The following is a 20,556-nucleotide window of genomic DNA, read 5'->3' as shown; positions in this document are numbered from 1 at the left end:
CCGTCGGCGGAAGATCCGTGTCCGCCGCAGCAGACGCCGGATCTGCTGCGGCGGACGTCGTGCGTCCGTCCCGGCCCCGCGGGGGAAGCCGTCAGGCGGCCCGGTCGCAGGCCCGGAGGCCGGCCGCGGTCAGTTCGTAGGAGCGCAGGCCGGTGTCGGTGTCGGGGCCGCGCCGGAAGCCGGCGCGCTCCAGCACCTGCTGGGAGGGGAGGTTGCCCGGCTCGGTCAGGGCCGTGACGGCCTCCGCCTCCGGCTGCCCCAGGGCCCAGGCGGCCAGGGTGCGCACCGCGTCGGTGGCGTAGCCGTTGCCCCGGGCCGAGTCGGACAGGTTGTAGCCGATCTCCGCCCGGCCGCCCTCGGGGGGCGAGTTGAAGCCGATGGCGCCCACCGTCACCCCGTCGGCGCGTTGGATCGTGTAGATGCCCCAGCCCGGCCGGTACAGGCCCGCGGCGGCGGCCCGGACCACGATCGTGGCGCCCGCCCGGCTGCCCGGGGTGGGGGAGCCGTCGAGCCAGGTCAGGTCGCCGGACTCGCCGTCGGCCAGGACGGCGGCCTCACCGGGCGGCAGTTCGTGCAGCGAAATCCGCTCTCCACGCAGCATGCGCGGAACTGTACTGGCCGGTGGCGTTCTGCATAAGCGGTTTGATCAGCCCTACCGGGTCCGCGGACCCTGGCAGGCCGCTGACCTGCCCGTCCCCGACCTCCACCACCCGCCACACCCCGTCGGCGCGCAGCGCCGTGTCGGTGGTGACGAAGGGGCAGCCCAGGGCCGCGACCAGGGGCCGCAGCGCGTCCAGGGCGGGGCCGGGGTCGGGCCGTGCGCCGGGGGTGTCCGGGTGTGCGGTCACCAGCACCGGCTCGCCGTCCGCCCACCACACCCGGGCCTCCCCGCCGTCGGTGAACGGTTCGAAGGCGCGGACCACGATCCCGCCCGCCAGGTGGTCCTCCTGGAGCTCCACGAACCGCTCCACGACCCGGGAGAGCGCCCGGGTGTCGGACAGCTCCGGCACCCAGCACGCCTCCCGCCACTCGTGCTTGCGCGACTTGACGTAGTCCTTGACCACGGCCGGGCCGCCGCCGAGCGGGGCCACCGCCGCCGCCAGTTCCTGCGGGGCCGGCGCCCGGCCCGGTTCGGCGGGCAGCCACACGCTGCGCGGGGTCACCGCCTCGAAGACCGCGTACCAGCCGGGCAGCTCGTGCGCCCTGCGGTAGGCGTCCGGGGAGGTGAGCAGGGCCGCGCCGCGTGCGGCGAGGGCGCCGGCCAGCGCCGCGTAGCCGGCGGAGGGCACCATCCATCCCCGGTAGCGGACCGGCCCGGCGTCCCGGGGCACCCGGGCCACGGCCCCGGCGGCGTCGCCGGCCAGCAGCGCGTCGTGGTCGACCAGGCACACCCGGCCGCCCGAGGCGCGCACCGCCTGCGCCTCGCGGGCGAAGTGCGGGTCGACGCGGCGCGGGTCGAGCGGGTCCGAGCAGAAGACGAACGAAGCCCCCATGGCACGGCACCCTACTGCCGCCGGCCGCCCCGGTGCGCGGGGCGGCCGTGCCGCAGGCCCCGCCGGGGTGTCAGTCCCGGTGTGCGGGGACGGCGAGGAGGGTCACGGCGCACAGCAGCGCGGCCGCGGCGAACACGTGGAACACGACGGTCGGCCCCAGGGCGGCCTGGAGGATCCAGCCGCCGACCAGCGGTGCCACGATCGCGCCGCCGCGTCCGAAGCCGGAGGCCCAGCCCAGTGCGGTGGCGCGGGCCGTGGCCGGATAGCTGGACGCGACCCAGTCGTTCAGCATGGTCAGAGACGAGTGGGCGCCGACCCCGGCCAGTGCGGTGATGCCGAGGACCACCACCGTGCTGCCGCCCTGCGACAGACCGAGGACGGCGAGGCCGGCGAGCGCGGCGCTGCCGATGGTGACCGGGCGGGGCCCGATCCGGTCGGCCAGGGCGGCCAGCGCGAAGGAGCCGACGACGGCGCCGAGGTTCAGGACCAGGGTGAAGCGCAGCGCCGAGCCGAGCGGGTAGTCCATCTCGCGCATCAGCTGGGTGAGCCAGGTGTTCAGGCCGTACCAGGAGAGCAGCACCGCGAAGTTGGCGATGATGAACAGGACGGTGCGGCGGGCGTAGGGCCCGGACAGGATCGTGCGGACACCGGTTTCCCCGCCGTCCTGCGGATTCCGGACGGTGTCCCGGCCGGCGTCCCGGACGGTGTCCCGGGCGGTGTCCCGGCCGGCGTCCTGGACGGTCGTGCCGGTGGCGGGCCGGGAAGGCACCGAGTCGGGCAGCAGGAAGTACGCGGCCGTCATCATGATCGCCGAGAGGGCCGCGCCGACGCCGAACAGACCGCGCCAGCCCAGCGGGCCGCCCCACGCGGCGGCCGTCAGCGCGGCCAGCACCCCGCCCACCGGGATGCCGGCGAGGACCACGGTCGCCACCAGGGCGGAACGGCCCCGCGGCGCGTACTCCTTGCTCAGGGCCACGCAGGACGGCATCACACCGCCCATGCCGATGCCCGCGAGCAGCCGGGCGGCCCCGAACTGCCAGGGTTCGGTGACCAGCGCGCACGCCACCGTGAAGACGGTGAAGACCGCGCCGGAGGCGAGGACCAGGCGCCGCCTGCCGAGCCGGTCCGCGAGCGGGCCGCAGACCACGGCGCCCACGAGCATGCCCGCGTAGGCGAGGCTGCCGAGGGTCCCGGCCAGTGACTTGTCGAGGCCCAGCGACCCGTCGGCGAGCATCGCGGGCAGGGCCACGCCGTAGACGATGAGGTCGAACCCTTCCACGGTGATCGCCGCGGTGCACAGGGCGACGACCGCCCACATCAGTGCCGGTGTGCGCGGCGGGGCCGGGTGGGTGAGGGCGGACGGCTGAGCTTCGACGGTCATGCGGCCATGTCCTGTCACGAGGCGGAAGGGAAGCCGGCAGGGCACGACGCGCGGTGCCGCTGTCCCTGCGGCACCGCTCGGCAACCTGCGTGGTGAACGGGATGGAAGCAGTGCGGTTACGCACAGGGCAACAGAACATGTCCGCAATTCCGCTCTGCGGTACAGCGGGATCTGTTTCTTTGCGACGGGCCTCCGTGCCCGTACGATGCATGGCTTCCCCCGAGCCTCAGAGCGCGGCCTCCATCCGCCGCACGGCCTCCCGCAGCACCTCCGCGGCCTCGTCGAGGTGGGTCCGTGTGAAGCGCAGCGACGGCGCCGACACGGCGAGGGCCGCCACGGCGCGCCCGCAGGGATCCCGTACCGCGGCCCCCACGGCGGAGATGCCCCGCTCGGTCTCACCGATGTTGAGCGCATGGCCGCGGCGGCGCACGACGGCGAGCCTGCGGTGCAGCGCCTCGGGGTCGGTGTCCGGCTGCGCCCCGCCCCCGGGACCGTAGACCTCGGCCAGTTCGGCGACGGTCAGTTCGGCGAGCAGCGCCTTGCCGCCCGAGGCCAGGTGCGCCGGCAGGACGGCGCCCGCGCGGCTGCCGACCCGGAGCACGTGCGTGCCCTCGACGCTGTGCAGGAAGCGCACCTCGGGCCCGGACCGCACCTCCAGGTGCACGGTCTCGTCCAGCTTGCCGCTGAGCCACAGCATGTGCGGGCGGGCCGTCTCGACCAGCTCGTAGTCGGAGCGGTGCGACATGCCGAGCCGGTAGAGCTCGGGCCCGGGACGGTAGGCCTTGTCGGCGCCCTGCACCGCGAAGCCGCGGCCGCGCAGGGTGGTGAGCAGCCGGTGGGCGGTGGAGCGGGCGACGCCGAGGTGGTCGGCGGCCTCGCTCAGCCGCAGACGGCCGTTCCTGCGCAGCAGGATCAGCAGTGCCAGGGCGTTGTCCACGGACTCCAGCCCCTGGCCCGGTCCGGCAGCGGCGGAGGGGGCGCCCGCGGTGCTCTCGGGTCTTCCTGAATTCCTCACGCGGAATACTAGGCAGATCGGCGTTCCGCTGAGAAGAACTCTGCCCGGAGCCCGGAGCCCGGAGCCCGGGGCCGGGGCCGGGGTCCGGGCGGGAACGGGAGCGGGGACCGGGGCGCGCCCCGGTCCCCGCTCCCGTTCCTTCTCCTGCCGCCGGGCCGCTCCGGCCCCTACCGGGGGCGCGCCCCGACCGGGCCGGCGCTCAGACCGTTGCCGGTGCCCTCGTCGGCGCCCTGCCGCTCGTGGTCGTCGAGGGAGGCGGTGATGACCAGGGTGCCCTCCTCGACCTGGTAGTCCAGGGGGAGCTGCAGGCCGCGCATGGCGGCGACCATGCCGGTGTTGTCGTGCTGGGTGACGGCGTAGACGCTCCCGCAGCCGGCCCGGCGGGCCAGGGCGACGAGGCGGCGCAGCAGTTCTCCGCCGATGCCGCGCCGCTGCCAGTCGTCCTCGACCATCAGGGCGATCTCGGTCTCGTCGCCGTCCCACATCAGGTGGGCCAGCGCGACGATCGTGCCGTCGGCGGCCTCGGCGACCAGCGTCTGCCCGAAGCGGGGGCTGAGCAGGTGCTTGAGGAAGAGGTCGGCGTCCTTGACCGGGCCGTGGTAGCGGCGGGCCAGCGTCAGCCTCGAGCACCGCCGGTGCATGGCGACGGCCGCGCCCAGGTCCTCCGGGCCGCCCCGGCGCACCGTGACCTCGTTGCCCTCGGCCAGGGTCAGCACGTCGCGCGCGCGGGGGACCCGCAGGCCCAGCCGGGCGTCCAGTTCGACCAGCGCGCGGGCGCGGGCGAACTCGGTGGGGGTGAAGGGCAGGTAGGGGCGTTCCACGGTGATCGACCCGCCGGAGGGGTCGCGCAGGCGCATGACGGTGTCCTCCAGGACGTCCTCGGCCGGGTGCTCGCCGGGCACCCTGTGCGGCGGCAGCGAGCGGATCGTGCACCGGCCGAACAGCCGGCGCAGTGCGAGGGGGAGCTCGGCGGCGTCCAGCGCGGTGCGGGCGGCCAGGTCGAGCATCCGGGTGGGGACGTCGACGAGGTCGTGCGTGTCGGCGTTCTCCATCCAGGTGTCCCGGCCGCCGGCCTCCTCGACGGCCTGCCGCAGCTCGTCGCAGGAGAGGGTCCGGGGGGCCCGCACCAGGAACTCGTCGACCGTCCCGTCCGAGAGCGGGTGGGTCTGCAGGGTGAGGATGTCGACCCCGAGCCGGGCCAGTACCGCGCACAGGGACGCCAGGCTGCCGGGGGCGTCCCGCACGGTGGTGCGCAGCCTCAGCAGGGTGGCCGGGACGGTGCCGGGGTGTCCCGGGGCGCTCCCGGCGCGGTATCGGAGGCCGTGCCGTCCGGCGCCGGGGGCGGGGACTCCTCCTGGCGGCGTGAGCGTGCCGGGCGCAGCCCGGCCAGTCGTGCCAGCAGTCCCGCCCGGGTGTCGTGGGTGTTCCGGCAGGTCCGGTCGTGGTTCGCGCGGTCGTGCGTCATCTCGGTCATGACACCACCGTGCACGAGGCGTGTTGCCCGGCCACGAACGCATTGTGACCTACGGGTAAAAGGAGGTTCATTTCACTTTCCGTCGAATTGTCCGGTCAGTTCGCGCAGGACCGTCCCGCAACGTCCGGCATATGCCCGCTGGAACAGGCGCACGGCGGGACCCGCGGCACGGGTGTACCACAGGGCGGGGCGGCTGAAGGCGGTGACGGACAGCCGGACGGTCCCGTCGGTGTCCCGCTCGACGACGAATGCCTCCTCGCCGCACTCCGGGTGGCCGGGCAGGGTGCCGTAGGCGAAGCCGACGCGGTCGTCCTCCCGCACGCTCCAGACCACCTCGCAGGGGGCCCGCAGCAGCAACGGGCCGAACCCGAGGCCGACCGTCACCCGCACGCCCGGCGCGGCCACGGGGGCGGACGCCTCGATCCGCACCCCCACCGCCCGGTGCATCCGCCAGTCCAGGACCGCCTGCCCGGCGGCGGCCACCAGGCCCTCGCCGGAGCCGATCCGGGTGCGGACCCGCAGCAGCCGGTAACCCGCCGGCGGCAGCAGGGCCGGATCCCGCGTCGCCCCCACCCCGGGGTAGTCGAACGGGCCCACGACCCCCACCTCCCGTGCCGCAAGCCTAACCCGCGCCTCTTCCGCCACCTCGACGGGGGAGCCGTAAGAAGACCGGGTCACAGGGGAGTCGGGACGGCTGCGGCGGTGGCCCGGCAGGGCTGCCGGGCCACCGCCCGCCCCTACTGGCCCACCAGGCCGGGCTGCAGGACCTTGGTGAACAGCACCGCCCCGCCCAGCTCCCGCAGGCGCACCGTCAATTCACCGGAGGCGCCGTCGATCTCGGCCTCGCCGAAGAACTGGAAGCCGCCGGCGGGGGAGACGTTGCCGACCTGCGGCGCCTTGACGAACACCCGCTCCGGCCCGAAGGTGGCGTCCAGCCGGCTCGCGGGGAACGCCCCGGCGTTCAGCGGGCCGGTCACGAACTCCCAGAACGGCTCGAAGTCGGAGAACGCGGCCCGCTCCGGCGCGTAGTGCTGCGCCGAGGTGTGGTGCACGTCCGCGGTCAGCCACACCGTGCCGGTGATCCTTCGGTGCTTGACGTGCCGCAGCACCTCGGCGATCTGCAGCTCGCGGCCCAGCGGCGCGCCCGGGTCGCCCTGCGAGACCCCCTCGGAGTTCACCGCCCCGTCCGGCACGACCAGCCCCAGCGGCATGTCGGCGGCGATCACCTTCCACGTCGCCCGCGAGCGCGACAGCTCCCGCTTGAGCCAGGCCAGCTGCTCCTCGCCCAGGATGCCGCGGGAGTCCTCGGTCTGCCGGTTCTCCGAGTTGGCGTTGCGGTGGGTGCGCATGTCCAGCACGAACACGTCCAGCAGCGGGCCGTGGTGCACCACCCGGTACATCCGGCCGTCGCCGCGGCGGTTCAGGGAGGAGACGGGGAAGTACTCGCCGAACGCCCGCCGCGCGCGGGCCGCCAGCACGTCGACCCTCTTCTCCGTGTAGCGGGCGTCCTCCAGGATCTCCCCGGGGTACCAGTTGTTGACGACCTCGTGGTCGTCCCACTGCACGACCGAGGGCACCTGGGCGTTGAACGCGCGGAAGTTCTCGTCGAGCAGGTTGTAGCGGAAGTTGCCCCGGTACTCGGCCAGGGTCTCGGCGACCTTCGACTTCTCCTCGGTGGTGACGTTGCGCCACACCGAGCCGTCCGGCAGCGCCGCGGTGGGCTGCAGCGGGCCGTCCGCGTACACCGTGTCGCCGCTGCACAGGAAGAAGTCCGGGTCCAGCCGGCGCATCTCCTCGAAGATCCGGTAGCCGCCGAGGTCGGGGTTGATGCCCCAGCCCTGGCCGGCGATGTCCCCGGACCACACGAAGCGCGCCCCGTCGCGGCGGCGGGCGGAGGCGGTGCGGAAGGTGCCGGCCACGGGCCGGGAGGTGCGGCGCGGGTCGTCGGGGTCGGCCAGCAGCACCCGGTAGTGGACCTGCTCGCCCGGCGGCAGGCCGCGCAGCGCCGTCGTGCCGGTGAAGTCGCTGTCCGGCCCCAGCAGCGGGCCCGCCCAGGTACGGGCGCCGCGGAAGGACTCGGTGGCCGCGGTCTGCACGACCATCCGGGCGGGGCGGTCCGAGCGCACCCACACCAGGCCGGAGGTGGTGGTGACGTCGCCCACCTGCACGCCCCAGTCGGCCGAGGGCCGCCCGGACAGCGCCGTCGCCGGTGCGGGGCGCACCGCGCCCAGGGCGGGCAGGGCCACGGCCGAGGCGGCCAGGGCCCCGCGCAGTACGGTGCGGCGTCCGGGCGCGGACGTCGTTCCCCAATCGTGCGCCATCGTCTTGTTCCCCTTGCTTCCAGGTGGGCGGACCGGTGTCGCGCCGATTCGAACGGATCAAGGTGCCGGACGCCCGAACCGGCGGTGAACAGATCCTGCCGCTCCCGCCCGCCCCGCGCCGCGGAACGGGGACAAAGGCCCGGACGGGGTTTCGCCGGTGCGCCACCGGCAAGCCGACCCGTGAGAGGCCGACGGGGCGGACGGCGAAGGACGTGGCGCTGTGACGACGAGGACCGGCAGGACCGGTACGGACGGCAGGCCCGGCACGGCCGGTACGGACGGCAGGCCCGGCACGGCCGGTACGGACGGCAGGGCGGCCCCGGCACCGGCCCCCGGGGCGCTCCCGGACGCGTACCGCTCGGCCGTCACCGTGGAGGTGAACGGGGAGCGGCGCCGCCTGGAGCTGGACAACCGCACCACCGTGCTCGACATGCTGCGCGAGCACCTGGCGCTGACCGGCTCCAAGAAGGGCTGCGACCACGGCCAGTGCGGGGCCTGCACGGTCCTGGTCGACGGCCGCCGCGCCAACGCCTGCCTGCTGCTGGCCGCCGCCTGCGACGGGGCGCGGATCACCACCGTGGAGGGCCTGGCCGACGGGGACGCGCTCCACCCCCTCCAGCGGGCGTTCCTCGACCGGGACGCCTTCCAGTGCGGCTACTGCACCCCCGGCCAGCTGTGCTCCGCCGCCGGCGTGCTCGCCGAGGCCGCCGACGGCCGCCCCAGCGCCGTCACCGACCCCGCGGCCCCGCCCGACCGGCCCGTGGAGCTGACGGAGGAGGAGGTCGCCGAGCGGATGAGCGGCAACCTGTGCCGGTGCGGCGCCTGCCCCGGCATCGTCCGCGCAGTCCGGGACGTGGCGCCGTGAAGCCCTTCGCGTACCTGCGTCCCGCCACGCCCGAGGACGCGGTCGGGGCCCTGGCGGCCCGCCCCGGGGCCCGTCCGCTGGCGGGCGGCACCAACCTGGTGGACCTGATGAAGCTCGGGGTGGAAGCGCCCGGGACCCTCGTCGACGTCTCCCGCCTGCCGCTGGACGCGGTGGAGGAGACCGACGGCGGCGGCCTGCGGATCGGCGCCACCGTGCGCAACAGCGACCTGGCCGCCCACCCCGCCGTGCGCGCCCGCTACCCGGCGCTGTCCCAGGCCCTGCTCGCCGGCGCCTCGGGGCAGCTGCGCAACACCGCCACCACGGCGGGAAACCTCCTGCAGCGCACCCGCTGCCCGTACTTCCAGGACGTCTCCAAACCCTGCAACAAACGCGCCCCCGGCAGCGGCTGCTCGGCCCGCGGGGGCGTCCACCGGGACGCGGCCGTCCTGGGCGCCTCCGAGCACTGCGTGGCCACCCACCCCTCCGACATGGCCGTCGCCCTGGCCGCCCTCGACGCCGTGGTGCACCTGCTGGGCCCCGGCGGCGCCCGCACGGTCGCCGTCACCGACTTCCACCGGCTGCCCGGCGAGCACCCCGAGCGCGACACCGTCGCCGGCCCCGCCGAACTGGTCACCGCCGTCGAACTGCCCGCCCCCGCGGCCGTGCGCTCGGCCTACCGCAAGGCCCGCGACCGGGCCTCCTACGCCTTCGCCCTGGCCTCCGCGGCCGCCGCACTCGACGTGCGCGACGGCACCGTGCGCGAGGTGCGGCTCGCCTTCGGCGGCCTGGCCCACCGGCCCTGGCGCGCCCGCACCGCCGAGGACGCGCTGCGCGGCGCCCCGGCCACCGAGGAGTCCTTCGCCCGCGCCGCCGACGCCGAACTGGCCGCCGCCCGGCCCCTGCCGGGCAACGGCTTCCCGGGCAACGGCTTCAAGGTGCCGCTGGCCCGCAACCTCGCCGTCGACGTCCTCACCCACCTGGCGGCCGGAGCACCGGGAGCAGCGCGATGAGCACACGCCGACCCGTCCTCGGAACCTCCGTGGAACGGCTGGAGGGCCGGGACAAGGTCACCGGCCGGGCCCGGTACGCGGCCGAGCACACCCCGCCCGGCACCCTCTGGGCGCAGACCGTGCCGGCCACCGTCGCCAGGGGCCGGATCACCTCCGTGGACACCTCGGACGCCCTCGCGGTGCCCGGGGCGGTCGCGGTCCTCACCCACGAGGACGCCCCCCGCCTGCACCCCGGCGACGACCCGGTCCTGCAGGTCCTGCAGGGCCCCGGAGTCCCGCACCGCGGCTGGCCGGTCGCCCTGGCCGTCGCCGAGACCTTCGAGGCGGCCTGCGAGGCGGCGGCCGCGGTGCGCCTGTCCTACGCCGCCGAGGAGCACGACTGCGTGCTCACCGCGGACCACCCCGGCCTGTACGCCCCGGAGCAGGCCAACGGCGGGAACCCGGGCACCCGGGTGCGCGGCGACTTCGAGGCCGCGTGGGAACGGGCGCCCGTGCGGGTCGACGGCACCTGGACGGTCCCGCCCCTGCACAACCACCCCATGGAACCGCACGCCTCCACCGCCCGCTGGGAGGACGGCAGGCTGGTCGTGCACGACTCCAACCAGGGCTCCTCCGCGGTCCGCAGGACCCTGGCCGGGCTCTTCGGCCTCGACGAGGAGCAGGTCACCGTCGTCACCGAGCACGTCGGCGGCGGGTTCGGCTCCAAGGGCACCCCGCGCCCCCAGGTCGTCCTGGCAGCCATGGCGGCCCGCCGCACCGGGCGGCCGGTGAAGCTGGCGCTGCCGCGGCGGCAGATGGCCGCCGTCGTCGGGCACCGGGCGCCCACGGTGCAGCGGGTGCGCCTCGGCGCCGGGCACGACGGGGTGATCCGCGCCCTCGAGCACGAGGCGGTCACCCACACCTCCGCGGTCAAGGAGTTCGTGGAGCAGGCCGCCGTGCCCGCCCGCGTCATGTACACCTCGCCGCACAGCCGCACCGTGCACCGCGTCGTCCGGCTGGACGTGCCCACCCCGTCGTGGATGCGCGCCCCCGGGGAGGCCCCCGGAATGTACGCGCTGGAGTCGGCGATGGACGAGCTCGCCGGGGCCTGCGGCCTGGACCCGGTCGAGCTGAGGCTGCGCAACGACCCCGGGACCGAGCCGGACAGCGGCCTGCCGTTCAGCAGCCGTGGCCTGGCGCGGTGCCTGCGCGAGGGGGCCCGCCGGTTCGGCTGGGAGGGCCGGGACCCCCGCCCGGGGGTGCGGCGCGAGGGCCCCCTCCTGCTGGGCACCGGGGTGGCCGCCTCCACCTACCCGGTGATGACCGCGCCGTCCTCGGCCGAGGCGCGCGCCGAGGACGGCGGCTACCGCGTCCTGGTCAACGCCACCGACATCGGCACCGGGGCGCGCACCGTGCTCGCCCAGATCGCCGCCGACGCACTGTGCGCGCCGCTGGCCGCGGTCCGCATCGAGATCGGCAGCAGCGACCTGCCCCGGGCCCCGCTGGCCGGCGGGTCCTCCGGGACCGCCTCGTGGGGCTGGGCGGTCGACAAGGCCTGCCGCGCCCTGCGGGCCCGCATCGGCGAGCACGGGGGCACCGTGCCGAGGGCCGGGCTGTCGGCCCGCGCCGACACCGCCGGGGACCTGGCCGGGCTCGAGGAGTTCGCCCGCCACTCCTTCGGCGCGCAGTTCGCCGAGGTGCAGGTGGACACCCGCACCGGCGAGACGCGGGTGCGGCGGCTGCTGGGGGTCTTCGCCGCCGGGCGCATCCTCAACGCCCGCACCGCCCGCTCGCAGCTCGTCGGCGGCATGACGATGGGCCTGTCCATGGCGCTGCTGGAGGGCAGCACCGTGGACGCGGCCTTCGGGGACTTCGTGGAGAGCGACCTGGCGTCCTACCACGTGGCCACCTGCGCGGACGTGCACGGCATCGAGGCCCACTGGGTGGAGGAGGAGGACCCCCGCCTCAACCCCATGGGCTCCAAGGGCATCGGGGAGCTGGGCGTCGTCGGCACGGCGGCCGCCGTCGGCAACGCCTTCCACCACGCGACCGGCGTGCGGCTGCGCGACCTGCCCCTGCACCCGGACAAGGTCCTCACCGCCCTGGGCGGCTGACCGCACGGGCGGGCGCCGGCGCGGCGCGCCGCGGCCCGTCCGGACGCGCTCAACGCGCCGCGGCCCGGGTCCCCCCGTCCGTGCCGGGGCCGGCGGCCCGACCCGCCGGGCGGCTGCCGTCGAGGATCACCCTGGCCACCAGCTGCGGGTCGTCGTTCATCGGCACGTGCCCGCAGCCCGGCAGCCGGACCAGGCGCGCCCCGGGCAGGGCCTGCTTGGCCCGCACCCCCTGCCGCCGCAGCAGGATCCGGTCGTGAGTGCCCCAGGCCACGGTCACCGGCACCCCCTCGATGCCGCCGCTGAACAGGCCCGGGGACCGGCCCGCCGCCAGGGTGGCCCCGAAGGCCCGGGCCTCGCGCAGGGCCCGCGTCTCGGCCACCACCGCGCCGGGGGAGCGCCGGCCGGGCCGGGCGTAGATCACCGAGGTGAGCGCGGCGCGACCGGCCGCGCTGCGGGCCAGCCGCTCCACCGCGGTCTCCGGCAGGGACCGGGCGCCCAGCCGCATCGCGTTCAGCAGCGCGTAGGCGTACCGGCGCTCCGCCTCCGTCCAGAAACCCGCGGGCGCCAGCGCGGTGACGCTGCGCACCAGGCCCGCCTGGGCCAGCCGCAGGGCGATCAGGCCGCCCAGGGAGTTGCCGGCCACGTGCGGGCGCTCCAGGCCGAGCGCGTCGAACACCGCGCCCAGCTGCGCGACCGCCGTCGGCAGGTCGTGGGGCGCGCCGGAGCCGGGGGAGGGGGAGTCGCCGAAGCCCGGCAGGTCCAGGGCGATCACCTCGCGCTCGGCGGCCAGGAGCGGGACCACCGGGTCCCACGCCTGCCGGTGGTGCCCTATCCCGTGCAGCAGGACCACCGGTTCGCCGGAGCCCTGCCGCTCGTACCACACGCTCACCGGGGGAAGCCCCGCCGGGTTCCCCGTCACCTTGGAGACCGATACCGCTGCCATGCCGGAACCATGCCCTGCGGGGGGCCGTTCGCACCAGTCCGCCCGGCCCGTGACCCCCGGCCGGACGCAGGACGCGGCGGCCCGGGGCGCGCCGGACGCACCGGGGCAAGCCGCACCGAGGAGCGCCGGGGGGCGGCCCCGGCGGTCAGCTCTGCTGCTCGGCGATCTGGGCCCTGACCTCGTCCATGTCCAGCGCGCGCACCTGGGAGAGCAGGTCCTCCAGCGCGGGACGGGGCAGCGCGCCGGGCTGGGAGAAGACCAGCACGCCGTCGCGGAAGGCCATCAGCGTCGGGATCGAGCTGATCTCCAGGGCCGCGGACAGCTCCGGCTCCTGCTCGGTGTCGACCTTGCCGAAGGTCACGTCCGGGTTCTGCTGCGCGACCTGCTCGAAGACCGGGGCGAAGGCCCGGCACGGGCCGCACCAGGCGGCCCAGAAGTCGACCAGGTGGATGCCGTCGCCCCGGACGGTGTCCACGAAGCTGTCGCGGGTGAGTTCGACGGTGCTCGCCATGGGGTTCCCTTCCCTCGCCGGTCGGCCCCCGGACCGGTCCAACAGCGCCCCCGAAGTGCGTATTCCCGCACCGCCGGGCCCCGTCAACTGCCCTTTTCGGAAAGCACGGTTGCCGACCCCGGCCAAGGGCCGCCCCGGGGCTGCCCGCAGACTTGCCCACCGAGGGCCCCGGGGATGGGGCCCCTGAGGGAAGGAAGCCCATGACCAGCGTCAGCACCGTTCTCGTCGTCGGCGGCGGCACGGCGGGCAACAGCCTGGCCGTGCTGCTCAGCCGGGCCGGTGTCGAGGTGGACCTCGTCGAGGTCGACCCCGAATGGAACGTCTCCGGCTCCGGCATCACCCTGCAGGGCAACGCGCTGCGGGTGCTGCGCGAGGTCGGCGTGTGGGAGCGCGTCGAGGCCGACGGCTTCGGCTTCGACGACCTGGGCATCACCACCCCGGACGGCACCGTGGTGCACGTGCAGCGCGACCTCCGCGCCGGCGGCGACGACCTCCCCGCCACCGTGGGCATGCAGCGCCCCCGGCTGCAGGAGATCCTCGCCGACGCGGTGCGCGCCTGCGGCGCCGGGGTCCGCCTGGGCTGCACGGTGACCTCCCTGGAGCAGGACGGCACCGGCGTCGACGTGGCCTTCACCGACGGCACGACCGGCCGCTACGACCTGGTGGTGGCCGCCGACGGCGTCAACTCCGCGGTACGGGAGGCGATCGGCATCACCGACCGGCCCGAGCCCACCGGAATGGGCGTCTGGCGCGTCCCCGCCCCGCGCCCGGCCTCGGTGGTGCGCACCGACCTCGCCCACGGCGGGCCGTGCTTCCTCGCCGGCTACTGCCCCACCGGCGAGGACACCCTCTACGCCTACCTGGTCGAGCCCGGGCGCGGCCGCGACGCGCTGGACCCCGCCTCGTACGCGGACGAGATGCGGCGCCTGGCCGAGGGGTACGGCGGCGCGTGGAAGGAGATAGCCGGGCACATCACCGACCCGGCGCGGGTCAACTACACCTGGACCCAGCGGCTGCTGGTCGAGGGCCCCTGGCACCGGGGCCGGGTCGTCCTGGCCGGCGACGCCGCCCACGCCTGCCCGCCCACCATCGCCCAGGGCGCCGCGATGTCCCTGGAGGACGTCCTCGTCCTCGCCGAACTGCTCACCACCCGCGACACCCTCGACGACGCCCTGCTCACCGAGTACCGCGACCGGCGCCTGCCCCGCGTGCGCATGGTGGTCGACAACTCCGTGCAGCTGGGCACCTGGATGCTGGAGGGAAATCGGGACGCCGACGCGCCCGGGCTGATCGGCCGCACGATGGCCGCCCTGGCCCGCCTCCCGTGACCGGCGGCCGCACCCCCTGACGGGAATTCAGGTTTCCGCCGCGCGAACACGGGCACGCGAACCGTCAGCAAGGGATCGAATCTGACACAGAACGAGGTGAATGCCCCATGTCGCAGGTGGAGGAGTCGATCGAGGTCGCGGTCCCCGTGCGCACGGCGTACAACCAGTGGACCCAGTTCGCCGATTTCCCCCGGTTCATGAAGGGGGTCGAGCGGGTCGACCAGGTCACCGACACCCGCACCCACTGGGTGACGAAGGTCGACGGCGTGGAGCGCGAGTTCGACGCCGACATCACCGAGCAGATCCCCGACGAGCGGGTCGCCTGGAGGAGCACCACCGGGCCCGACCAGGCCGGCGTGGTCACGTTCCACCGGCTGGACGACAGCCGCACCAAGGTCATGCTGCAGATGGACCACTCCCCGGAGGGGCTGCTGGACACCGTCGGCGACAAGCTCGGCTTCGTCCGCCGCCAGGTCAAGGGCGACCTGGAGCGCTTCAAGGAGCTGATCGAGAAGCGCGGCGTCGAGACGGGCGCCTGGCGCGGCCAGGTCTGACACCGTGCACGCCCCATCAAGGGCGCGGCCCCGGTACGACCGGGGCCGCGCCCTTCGTGCGCGGACGGGGCGGTTCCCGGGGGCGCCCCTCGCCCACCGCCCCGTCCGCGGTCCTCACAGCTCCCGCAGCGCCGGGAGCAGTTCGGCCTTCGCCCAGTCCAGGAAAGGCCGCTGGTGGCCGCCGCCGATCTGCACCAGGGCCACCTCGGTGTAGCCGGCCTCCACGTAGGGGCGGACGCGTTCGACGAACTCGTCCACGTCGCTGCCGCAGGGCACGGACTGCGCGACGTCCTCGGGCCGCACCGTCTCCGTCGCCGCCTCGAACGACTTCGGCCCGGGCAGCTCGGAGTTGACCTTCCAACTGCCCGCCGACCAGCGGAACTGCTCGTGGGCGCGCTCCAGCGCCGCCTCCCGGTCCGTGTCGTAGCACACCGGGACCTGGCCCACGCGCGGCTTGCCCCGGCCGCCGTGGCGGTCGAACGCCTCCGGCAGCTCCGCCTTCGGCTCGGTGGCGATCACCAGGTCGGCCAGCCGCCCGGCCAGCGCGCACCCCTGCTCCCCGGAGACGGCGATCCCGATGGGCGGGGCGGTCTCGGGAAGGTCCCACAGCTTGGCCGAGTCCACGTCGAAGTACTCGCCGTGGTGGTTGACGTACCCGCCCGCGAAGAGCGCGCGGATGATCTCCACGGCCTCCGCGAGCATCGCCTGGCGGACGTCCGCGGAGGGCCAGCCCCGGCCCACCACGTGCTCGTTGAGGTTCTCCCCGGAGCCCAGCCCGAGGCGGAAGCGGCCGCCGGACAGCAGCTGCAGGGTGGCCGCCTTCTGCGCCACCACCGCCGGGTGGTAGCGGACGGTCGGGCAGGTCACGTACGTCATCAGCGGGATCGCGTCGGTCGCCTGCGCCGCCGCGCCCAGGACCGCCCAGGCGTAGGGGGCGTGGCCCTGGGAGGCCAGCCACGGGAAGTAGTGGTCGGAGGTGACGGAGAAGTCGAAACCCGCCCGCTCGGCGTGGACGACGTCCTCCACCAGCTGACGCGGGCCGGCCTGCTCGGTCATCATCGTGTAGCCCCATTGCACCATGCGGGCCGTCTGCCCGGGCCGGATACGGACAAACCGGGCCGGGAGGGTGGCGGAGGCCCGCCCGGGGCCGGCCGCGTCGGTGGCGCCACCCACCCGTGCCCCTTACCGGCCCGCCTGGCACACTGCCGGGGTGACCAAAGAGACCGAACCGGTTCAGCCCCCCGCACAGGATGTCCCCCCGCTCATACCCGAGCCCCCCGCGGACCTGGCCGCCGTCCGCCGCCGCACCACGGCGGTGCTGGTGGGCAGCCAGGTGCTCGGGGGCCTGGGCGTGGCCACCGGCGTCGCCCTCGCCGCCCTCCTCGCCCGCGACCTGAGCGGTTCGGACGCCATGGCCGGCCTCGCGATGACCGCCTCGGTGGTCGGCAGCGCGATGGCCGCACTGCCGATGGCCGCGCTCATGGCCCGCAAGGGACGCAGGCCCGGCCTGGTGCTGGGCTACCTGACGGCCGCGGTGGGGGCGGTGGTCGTCGTCCTGGCCGCGGTGCTGGAGGTCTTCCCCCTGATGCTGGCCGGCATGGCGGCCTTCGGCGCGGCGTCGGCGGCCGGGCTCCAGGCCCGCTACGGCGCGGTCGACCTGGCCGAGCCCGACCGCCGGGGCCGCGCCATCTCGCTGGTGGTGTGGTCCACCACCGTCGGCTCGGTCCTGGGGCCGAACATCGCGGGCCCCGCGGACCGCTCGGTCGCGGGGCTGGGCGTCCCGCCCATGGCGGGGCCCTTCCTGTGGGCGGCCGCGGTGTTCCTCGTGGCGGGCGCCGGCGTCTTCCTGCTGCTGCGCCCCGACCCGCTGCTGGTGGCCCGGTCGCTGGAGCCGCAGGCCCCCGGCGGGGCGAAGCACGGCACGCTGCGGGACGGCCTGGCGGCGGTGACCGGTTCGTCCGGCGCGCTGCTGGCCGTGGCGGCGGTCGCGATCTCCCACGCGGTGATGGTCTCGATCATGGTGATGACCCCGGTGGACCTGGGGCACCACGGCGCGAGCATCGAACTGATCGGCCTGGTGATCAGCATCCACATCGCCGGCATGTACGCCTTCTCGCCCGTCATGGGCAGGCTGAGCGACCGCTTCGGGCGCCCGCCGGTGATCCTGCTGGCCGTGGTGCTGCTCGGCCTGGCGGCCCTCCTGGCCGGCACGGCCGGCCACAGCCACGTGCGCAGCGCGGCGGGACTGTTCCTGCTGGGGCTGGGCTGGTCGGCCGGGCTGGTCGCCGGCTCGGCACTGCTGACCGACACGGTGCCGCAGCCCGCCCGGGCCGCCGCCCAGGGCCTGTCCGACCTGGTGATGAACGTGGCCGCGGCCGTCGGGGGCGTGCTGGCGGGCGTGATCACCGCCACCGCGGGCTACTCCTGGCTCAACGCCTCGGCCGCGCTGCTGCTGGCCCCCCTGGCGGTGGCCGCGGTGCGCGTCCGGGCCCGCACCCGCGCCTGACCCGGGCGGCGGCGGCCCGCCGCCCGGCGGTCCGCCGGCGGGCCGGGCACCCGGTCCGCCGACGGGCCGGGCAACCGGTCAGGGGGCGGGCCGTTCAAAGCCCGCCGGCCACCCGCAGCACGGCGCCCGTGGTGTAGGAGGCGTCGGGGGAGAGCAGCCAGGCCACCGCCCCGGCGACCTCCTCCGGCTCCCCGGGGCGTCCCATCGGCACGCGGCCCGCGTCGCGCCACGGCCGCTGCGGGTCGCCCATCGCCGCGTGGATACCGGTCACCACCATCCCCGGCTGCACGGAGTTCACCCGCACCCCCTCGCCGGCCAGCTCCTTGGCCAACCCGAGGGTGAGCGTGTCGACCGCGGCCTTGGTCGCCGCGTAGTGCACGTACTCCCCGGGGCTGCCGAGGGTCGCCGCGCCGGAGGAGATGTTGACGATCGCCCCGCCCCGCCCGCCGTGCCGGGTGGACATCTCCCGCGCCGCGCGCCGCGCGCAGAGCATGGCCCCGACGACGTTGACGTCCACCACCCGCCGCACGACCTCGACCGGGGTCTCGGTGAACCGCCCCAGCGGACCGGTGATCCCGGCGTTGTTGACCAGCCCGGTCACCGGGCCCAGCTCCCCGGCCACGGCGTCGAAGAACGCGTCCACCTGCTCCTCGTCGGCGGTCTCCACCCGGTGCACCACGCACCGCGCGCCCGCCGCGCGCACCTTCGCCGCGACCTCCTCGGCCTCCTGCCGGGCCTGCAGATAGCCGATGCCGACCGCGTGCCCCTCCCCGGCCAGGCGCAGGGCGACGGCGGCCCCGATACCGCGCGAGCCGCCGGTGACGACGGTGACAGCAGCCAAAGCGAGCACCCCAACTTCCGCGAGAACCTCCGGGACGGCCCCACCGTACCGGCCCGCGCACCCCTCCGGGGGATTGGTCTTGACCAACTCCCCGGGCGTCCCTACTGTCGCTCGACAGTGCAACAACCTTTAATAAACAAGGGCGCAATAACCTCGAGGGCGCGCGGGTCCGTGCGCCCCGGACGGAGGACAGGGTGACCACCACGAGGCCGGAGACCGCGCAGGAGCCGAAGTACTGGCACCTGAGGACCGTGCTCGACGACGCCCTGGAGCGGGAGTTCGAGGTGGGCGAGATCCTGCCCAACGAGCGCGAGCTGGCCGCCCGCTTCGGCGTCGCCCGGGCCACCCTGCGCCAGGCGCTGGAGCAGCTGGAGCTCGAGGGCCGCCTGCAGCGGCGCCGCGGCGTCGGCACCACGGTTGCCCCGCCCCGCACGGCCGTCTCCGTCGCGCCGTCCCCCGGGACCTGGCCCGGTGCGGACCACGACGGCTGGCGCACCGTCGGCTGCGCCGAGGCCGCCGCCCCCGCGCAGGTCGCCGAGGCTCTGGGCACCGCCGCCGGCGAGTCCGTCCACACCGTGCGCCGGGTGCGCACGGTCGGCGACCGGACGGTCGGCACCGAGATCCTGTACGTCCCCGCCGCCTCCGTCCCCGGCCTGCCGCGGGCGCTGTCGCCGGCCGAGCACGCCCCGGCCGTCCTGCGGGAGCTGCGGCTGCTGGAGCTGTCGGGCGCGGAGAGCGCGGTCGAACTGGGGTCGGCCCGGGCCGAGGACGCCAAGCAGCTGGACCGGCTGCCGGGCGCGCCCGTGCTCGTCGTCACCACCCGCTACCGGGCCGGCGGGGCCACCGCGGCGGTCGCCGTCTCCACCTACCGCGCCGACACCTGCCGCCTGACCTTCGGCGACGGCGGCGCGGTGGACATAACCCACCACGAGGCCGCCCGCGCCTCCTGACCCGCTCACGGGTCCGCCCCTCCCGCGCCCGCCCCGGCCGGGGCGGGCGCGGGAGGGGCGGTCAGCCGCCCCGCGCGGCCGGCCCCACCGGGAACATGCGCTCCTCGACGTGGTCCAGCGCCAGGCGCAGCGCGCCCGTGGCGACCGCCTCCCCGCCCAGTGTCGACAGCGCCACCCGCGGAGTGCGCAGGCAGTACCGGGACAGCCGCTCGCGCACCGGTCCGAGCACCTGCTCCAGCCCGGCGGCCCAGCCGCCCACCACCACCAGCTCCGGGTCCAGGGCGAGCACCAGCGCGGCCACGTCGTGCACCAGCCGCTCCACGAACCGGTCCCTGGCCCCGCACGCCGCGGCGTCACCCTCCTTGGCCAGGGCGAAGACGCGGGCCACCGCGGCCTCGTCCAGCGGCTCCAGCGGGGTCCCGGTGGTCGACAGCAGCCGCTCCGGCCGGTCCTCGCGCCCCAGCAGGTGCAGGGCGCCGATCTCCCCGGCCGCCCCGCCGTGGCCGCGGTGCAGCCGGCCCCCGATCAGCGAGCCCGCCCCGGGGCTCAGGCCCGCCAGCACCAGGACGACGTCGTCCACCCCGGCCGCGGCCCCCTGCCAGTGCTCGGCCACCACCGCCGCGTTGGCGTCGTTCTCCACCAGCACCGGGCAGCGGAACGAGCGGCGCAGCCGGTCGGCCAGCGGCAGCCCGCTCCACCCCGGCAGCGCGGTGCACAGCCGCACCGTCCCGTCGGCCTCCACGATCCCGGGGCTGCCCACCCCGACCGCCCGCAGCGAGTCGCGTGCCACCCCGGACCTGCGCAGCAGCTCGGTGACGGCGGCCCGCGCCCGCTCCAGCCGCTCGCCGGCGGGGAGGGACTCGTCCACCGCGCGCCCGTGCCGGCCCAGCACGCGCCCTTCCAGGTCCGACAGGACCACCCGCACGCGGTGCGCCCCGATCTCGATCCCCAGCAGGTGGCCGGCCTCGGCGCGGAAGCGGAAGCGGCGGGCGGGGCGGCCCTGCCGCCGCGCGTCCTCCCGTTCCGTCGGCGCCTCGGCGGCCAGGCCGGAGGCCACCAGGTCCTCGACCACGCCCTCGACGGTGGGCCGGGACAGCCCCGTGCCGCCCGCCAGCTCGGTCAGCGTCGCCGTCCGGGCCTCCCGCAGGGCGTGCAGGACCACGGCGGAGTTGATCCGCCGCAGCAGCGAGGGGTCGCCGCCGGTGAGCCGCGTCAATGCCCCTCCTCGCCCTCGTACGTCCGGGTGAGGCGGATGCTACCCGTCCGGGCCC

The 20,556-nt window shown here is 76.0% G+C and carries 19 protein-coding genes and 1 pseudogene; 7 read left to right on the top strand and 13 right to left on the bottom strand.

Annotated features, from left to right (window positions below; genetic code table 11):
- Window positions 1–91: 91 nt before the first annotated feature.
- The 8 genes and pseudogenes from GQS52_RS01100 to GQS52_RS01070 all read right to left on the bottom strand — a co-directional run bounded on the left by GQS52_RS01100 (window position 92) and on the right by GQS52_RS01070 (window position 7,684).
- Complete coding sequence (locus GQS52_RS01100; RefSeq protein WP_182311235.1) at window positions 92–601, bottom strand: GNAT family N-acetyltransferase; 510 nt, start codon at window positions 599–601, stop codon at window positions 92–94.
- Window positions 555–1,493 carry an ATP-grasp domain-containing protein gene (locus GQS52_RS01095; RefSeq protein WP_182311234.1) on the bottom strand — a complete coding sequence of 313 codons (939 nt, stop codon included), beginning with the start codon at window positions 1,491–1,493 and terminating at the stop codon, window positions 555–557. The genes GQS52_RS01100 and GQS52_RS01095 overlap by 47 nt, the downstream gene beginning before the upstream one ends.
- Window positions 1,494–1,563: 70 nt before the next feature.
- The gene (locus tag GQS52_RS01090; RefSeq protein WP_182311233.1) at window positions 1,564–2,874 is read right to left on the bottom strand and encodes an aromatic acid/H+ symport family MFS transporter; all 1,311 of its coding nucleotides are present in this window, start codon (window positions 2,872–2,874) and stop codon (window positions 1,564–1,566) included.
- A gap of 226 nt (window positions 2,875–3,100) precedes the next feature.
- The gene (locus GQS52_RS01085) at window positions 3,101–3,889 is read right to left on the bottom strand and encodes an IclR family transcriptional regulator (protein WP_182311232.1); all 789 of its coding nucleotides are present in this window, start codon (window positions 3,887–3,889) and stop codon (window positions 3,101–3,103) included.
- Window positions 3,890–4,056: 167 nt separating this feature from the next.
- A pseudogene (locus tag GQS52_RS01080) lies at window positions 4,057–5,157 on the bottom strand (GNAT family N-acetyltransferase); the annotation flags it as partial.
- Entirely contained in the window at window positions 5,148–5,363 is a 216-nt protein-coding gene (locus GQS52_RS27185; protein WP_259371213.1) for a hypothetical protein, read from the bottom strand. The pseudogene GQS52_RS01080 and the gene GQS52_RS27185, both read right to left, overlap by 10 nt.
- Before the next feature lie 72 nt (window positions 5,364–5,435).
- Entirely contained in the window at window positions 5,436–5,960 is a 525-nt protein-coding gene (locus GQS52_RS01075; RefSeq protein ID WP_182311230.1) for a DUF1990 domain-containing protein, read from the bottom strand.
- A gap of 140 nt (window positions 5,961–6,100) precedes the next feature.
- Window positions 6,101–7,684 carry an alkaline phosphatase D family protein gene (locus GQS52_RS01070; RefSeq protein ID WP_182311229.1) on the bottom strand — a complete coding sequence of 528 codons (1,584 nt, stop codon included), beginning with the start codon at window positions 7,682–7,684 and terminating at the stop codon, window positions 6,101–6,103.
- Window positions 7,685–8,054: 370 nt separating this feature from the next.
- Between GQS52_RS01070 and GQS52_RS01065 the strand changes: the two genes are divergently transcribed.
- Genes GQS52_RS01065 through GQS52_RS01055 form a run of 3 tightly spaced genes read left to right on the top strand, consistent with a single transcriptional unit; the run spans window position 8,055 to window position 11,652 of the window.
- Window positions 8,055–8,549, top strand: a complete 495-nt coding sequence (locus GQS52_RS01065) for a 2Fe-2S iron-sulfur cluster-binding protein (protein WP_259371012.1) — start codon at window positions 8,055–8,057, stop codon at window positions 8,547–8,549.
- Entirely contained in the window at window positions 8,546–9,559 is a 1,014-nt protein-coding gene (locus GQS52_RS01060; protein WP_182311227.1) for a xanthine dehydrogenase family protein subunit M, read from the top strand. Before GQS52_RS01065 ends, GQS52_RS01060 begins: the two co-directional genes overlap by 4 nt.
- On the top strand, window positions 9,556–11,652 hold the full coding sequence (locus GQS52_RS01055; RefSeq protein WP_182311226.1) for a xanthine dehydrogenase family protein molybdopterin-binding subunit: 2,097 nt from the start codon (window positions 9,556–9,558) through the stop codon (window positions 11,650–11,652). The genes GQS52_RS01060 and GQS52_RS01055 overlap by 4 nt, the downstream gene beginning before the upstream one ends.
- 49 nt (window positions 11,653–11,701) lie before the next feature.
- Here the strand turns inward: GQS52_RS01055 and GQS52_RS01050 are convergent, their stop codons facing one another.
- Together GQS52_RS01050 and trxA are read right to left on the bottom strand one after the other, a co-directional pair.
- Window positions 11,702–12,595 carry an alpha/beta fold hydrolase gene (locus GQS52_RS01050; protein WP_182311225.1) on the bottom strand — a complete coding sequence of 298 codons (894 nt, stop codon included), beginning with the start codon at window positions 12,593–12,595 and terminating at the stop codon, window positions 11,702–11,704.
- A gap of 145 nt (window positions 12,596–12,740) precedes the next feature.
- Window positions 12,741–13,106 carry a thioredoxin gene (gene trxA, locus GQS52_RS01045; protein WP_182311224.1) on the bottom strand — a complete coding sequence of 122 codons (366 nt, stop codon included), beginning with the start codon at window positions 13,104–13,106 and terminating at the stop codon, window positions 12,741–12,743.
- 200 nt (window positions 13,107–13,306) lie between these two features.
- On the opposite strand from trxA, the gene GQS52_RS01040 reads away from it, so the two are divergent.
- Window positions 13,307–14,434, top strand: a complete 1,128-nt coding sequence (locus tag GQS52_RS01040; protein WP_182311223.1) for an FAD-dependent oxidoreductase — start codon at window positions 13,307–13,309, stop codon at window positions 14,432–14,434.
- 107 nt (window positions 14,435–14,541) lie between these two features.
- Window positions 14,542–14,988, top strand: coding sequence for an SRPBCC family protein (locus GQS52_RS01035; RefSeq protein WP_182311222.1), 447 nt, complete (start codon window positions 14,542–14,544; stop codon window positions 14,986–14,988).
- Between the two features lie 114 nt (window positions 14,989–15,102).
- On the opposite strand, the gene GQS52_RS01030 is transcribed toward GQS52_RS01035, so the two are convergent.
- Entirely contained in the window at window positions 15,103–16,068 is a 966-nt protein-coding gene (locus GQS52_RS01030) for an LLM class F420-dependent oxidoreductase (RefSeq protein WP_182311221.1), read from the bottom strand.
- A gap of 184 nt (window positions 16,069–16,252) precedes the next feature.
- On the opposite strand from GQS52_RS01030, the gene GQS52_RS01025 reads away from it, so the two are divergent.
- The gene (locus GQS52_RS01025) at window positions 16,253–17,494 is read left to right on the top strand and encodes an MFS transporter (RefSeq protein WP_259371011.1); all 1,242 of its coding nucleotides are present in this window, start codon (window positions 16,253–16,255) and stop codon (window positions 17,492–17,494) included.
- A gap of 94 nt (window positions 17,495–17,588) precedes the next feature.
- Here the strand turns inward: GQS52_RS01025 and GQS52_RS01020 are convergent, their stop codons facing one another.
- The gene (locus tag GQS52_RS01020; protein ID WP_182311219.1) at window positions 17,589–18,335 is read right to left on the bottom strand and encodes an SDR family oxidoreductase; all 747 of its coding nucleotides are present in this window, start codon (window positions 18,333–18,335) and stop codon (window positions 17,589–17,591) included.
- Between the two features lie 194 nt (window positions 18,336–18,529).
- Here GQS52_RS01020 and GQS52_RS01015 point away from each other — a divergent pair, with 194 nt between their 5' ends.
- A complete protein-coding gene (locus GQS52_RS01015; RefSeq protein WP_182311218.1) occupies window positions 18,530–19,285 on the top strand; it encodes a GntR family transcriptional regulator in 756 nt (251 codons plus the stop codon).
- A 61-nt stretch (window positions 19,286–19,346) separates the two neighbouring features.
- On the opposite strand, the gene GQS52_RS01010 is transcribed toward GQS52_RS01015, so the two are convergent.
- On the bottom strand, window positions 19,347–20,501 hold the full coding sequence (locus GQS52_RS01010; RefSeq protein WP_182311217.1) for an ROK family protein: 1,155 nt from the start codon (window positions 20,499–20,501) through the stop codon (window positions 19,347–19,349).
- Window positions 20,502–20,556: the final 55 nt, after the last annotated feature.

Source organism: Streptomyces sp. SCUT-3 (assembly GCF_014083985.1).
In the GTDB taxonomy this organism is placed as follows: domain Bacteria; phylum Actinomycetota; class Actinomycetes; order Streptomycetales; family Streptomycetaceae; genus Streptomyces_H; species Streptomyces_H thermolineatus.
The sequence above is the reverse complement of the archived record's forward strand: the minus strand, read 5'-3'. Positions and strand labels throughout refer to the sequence as shown.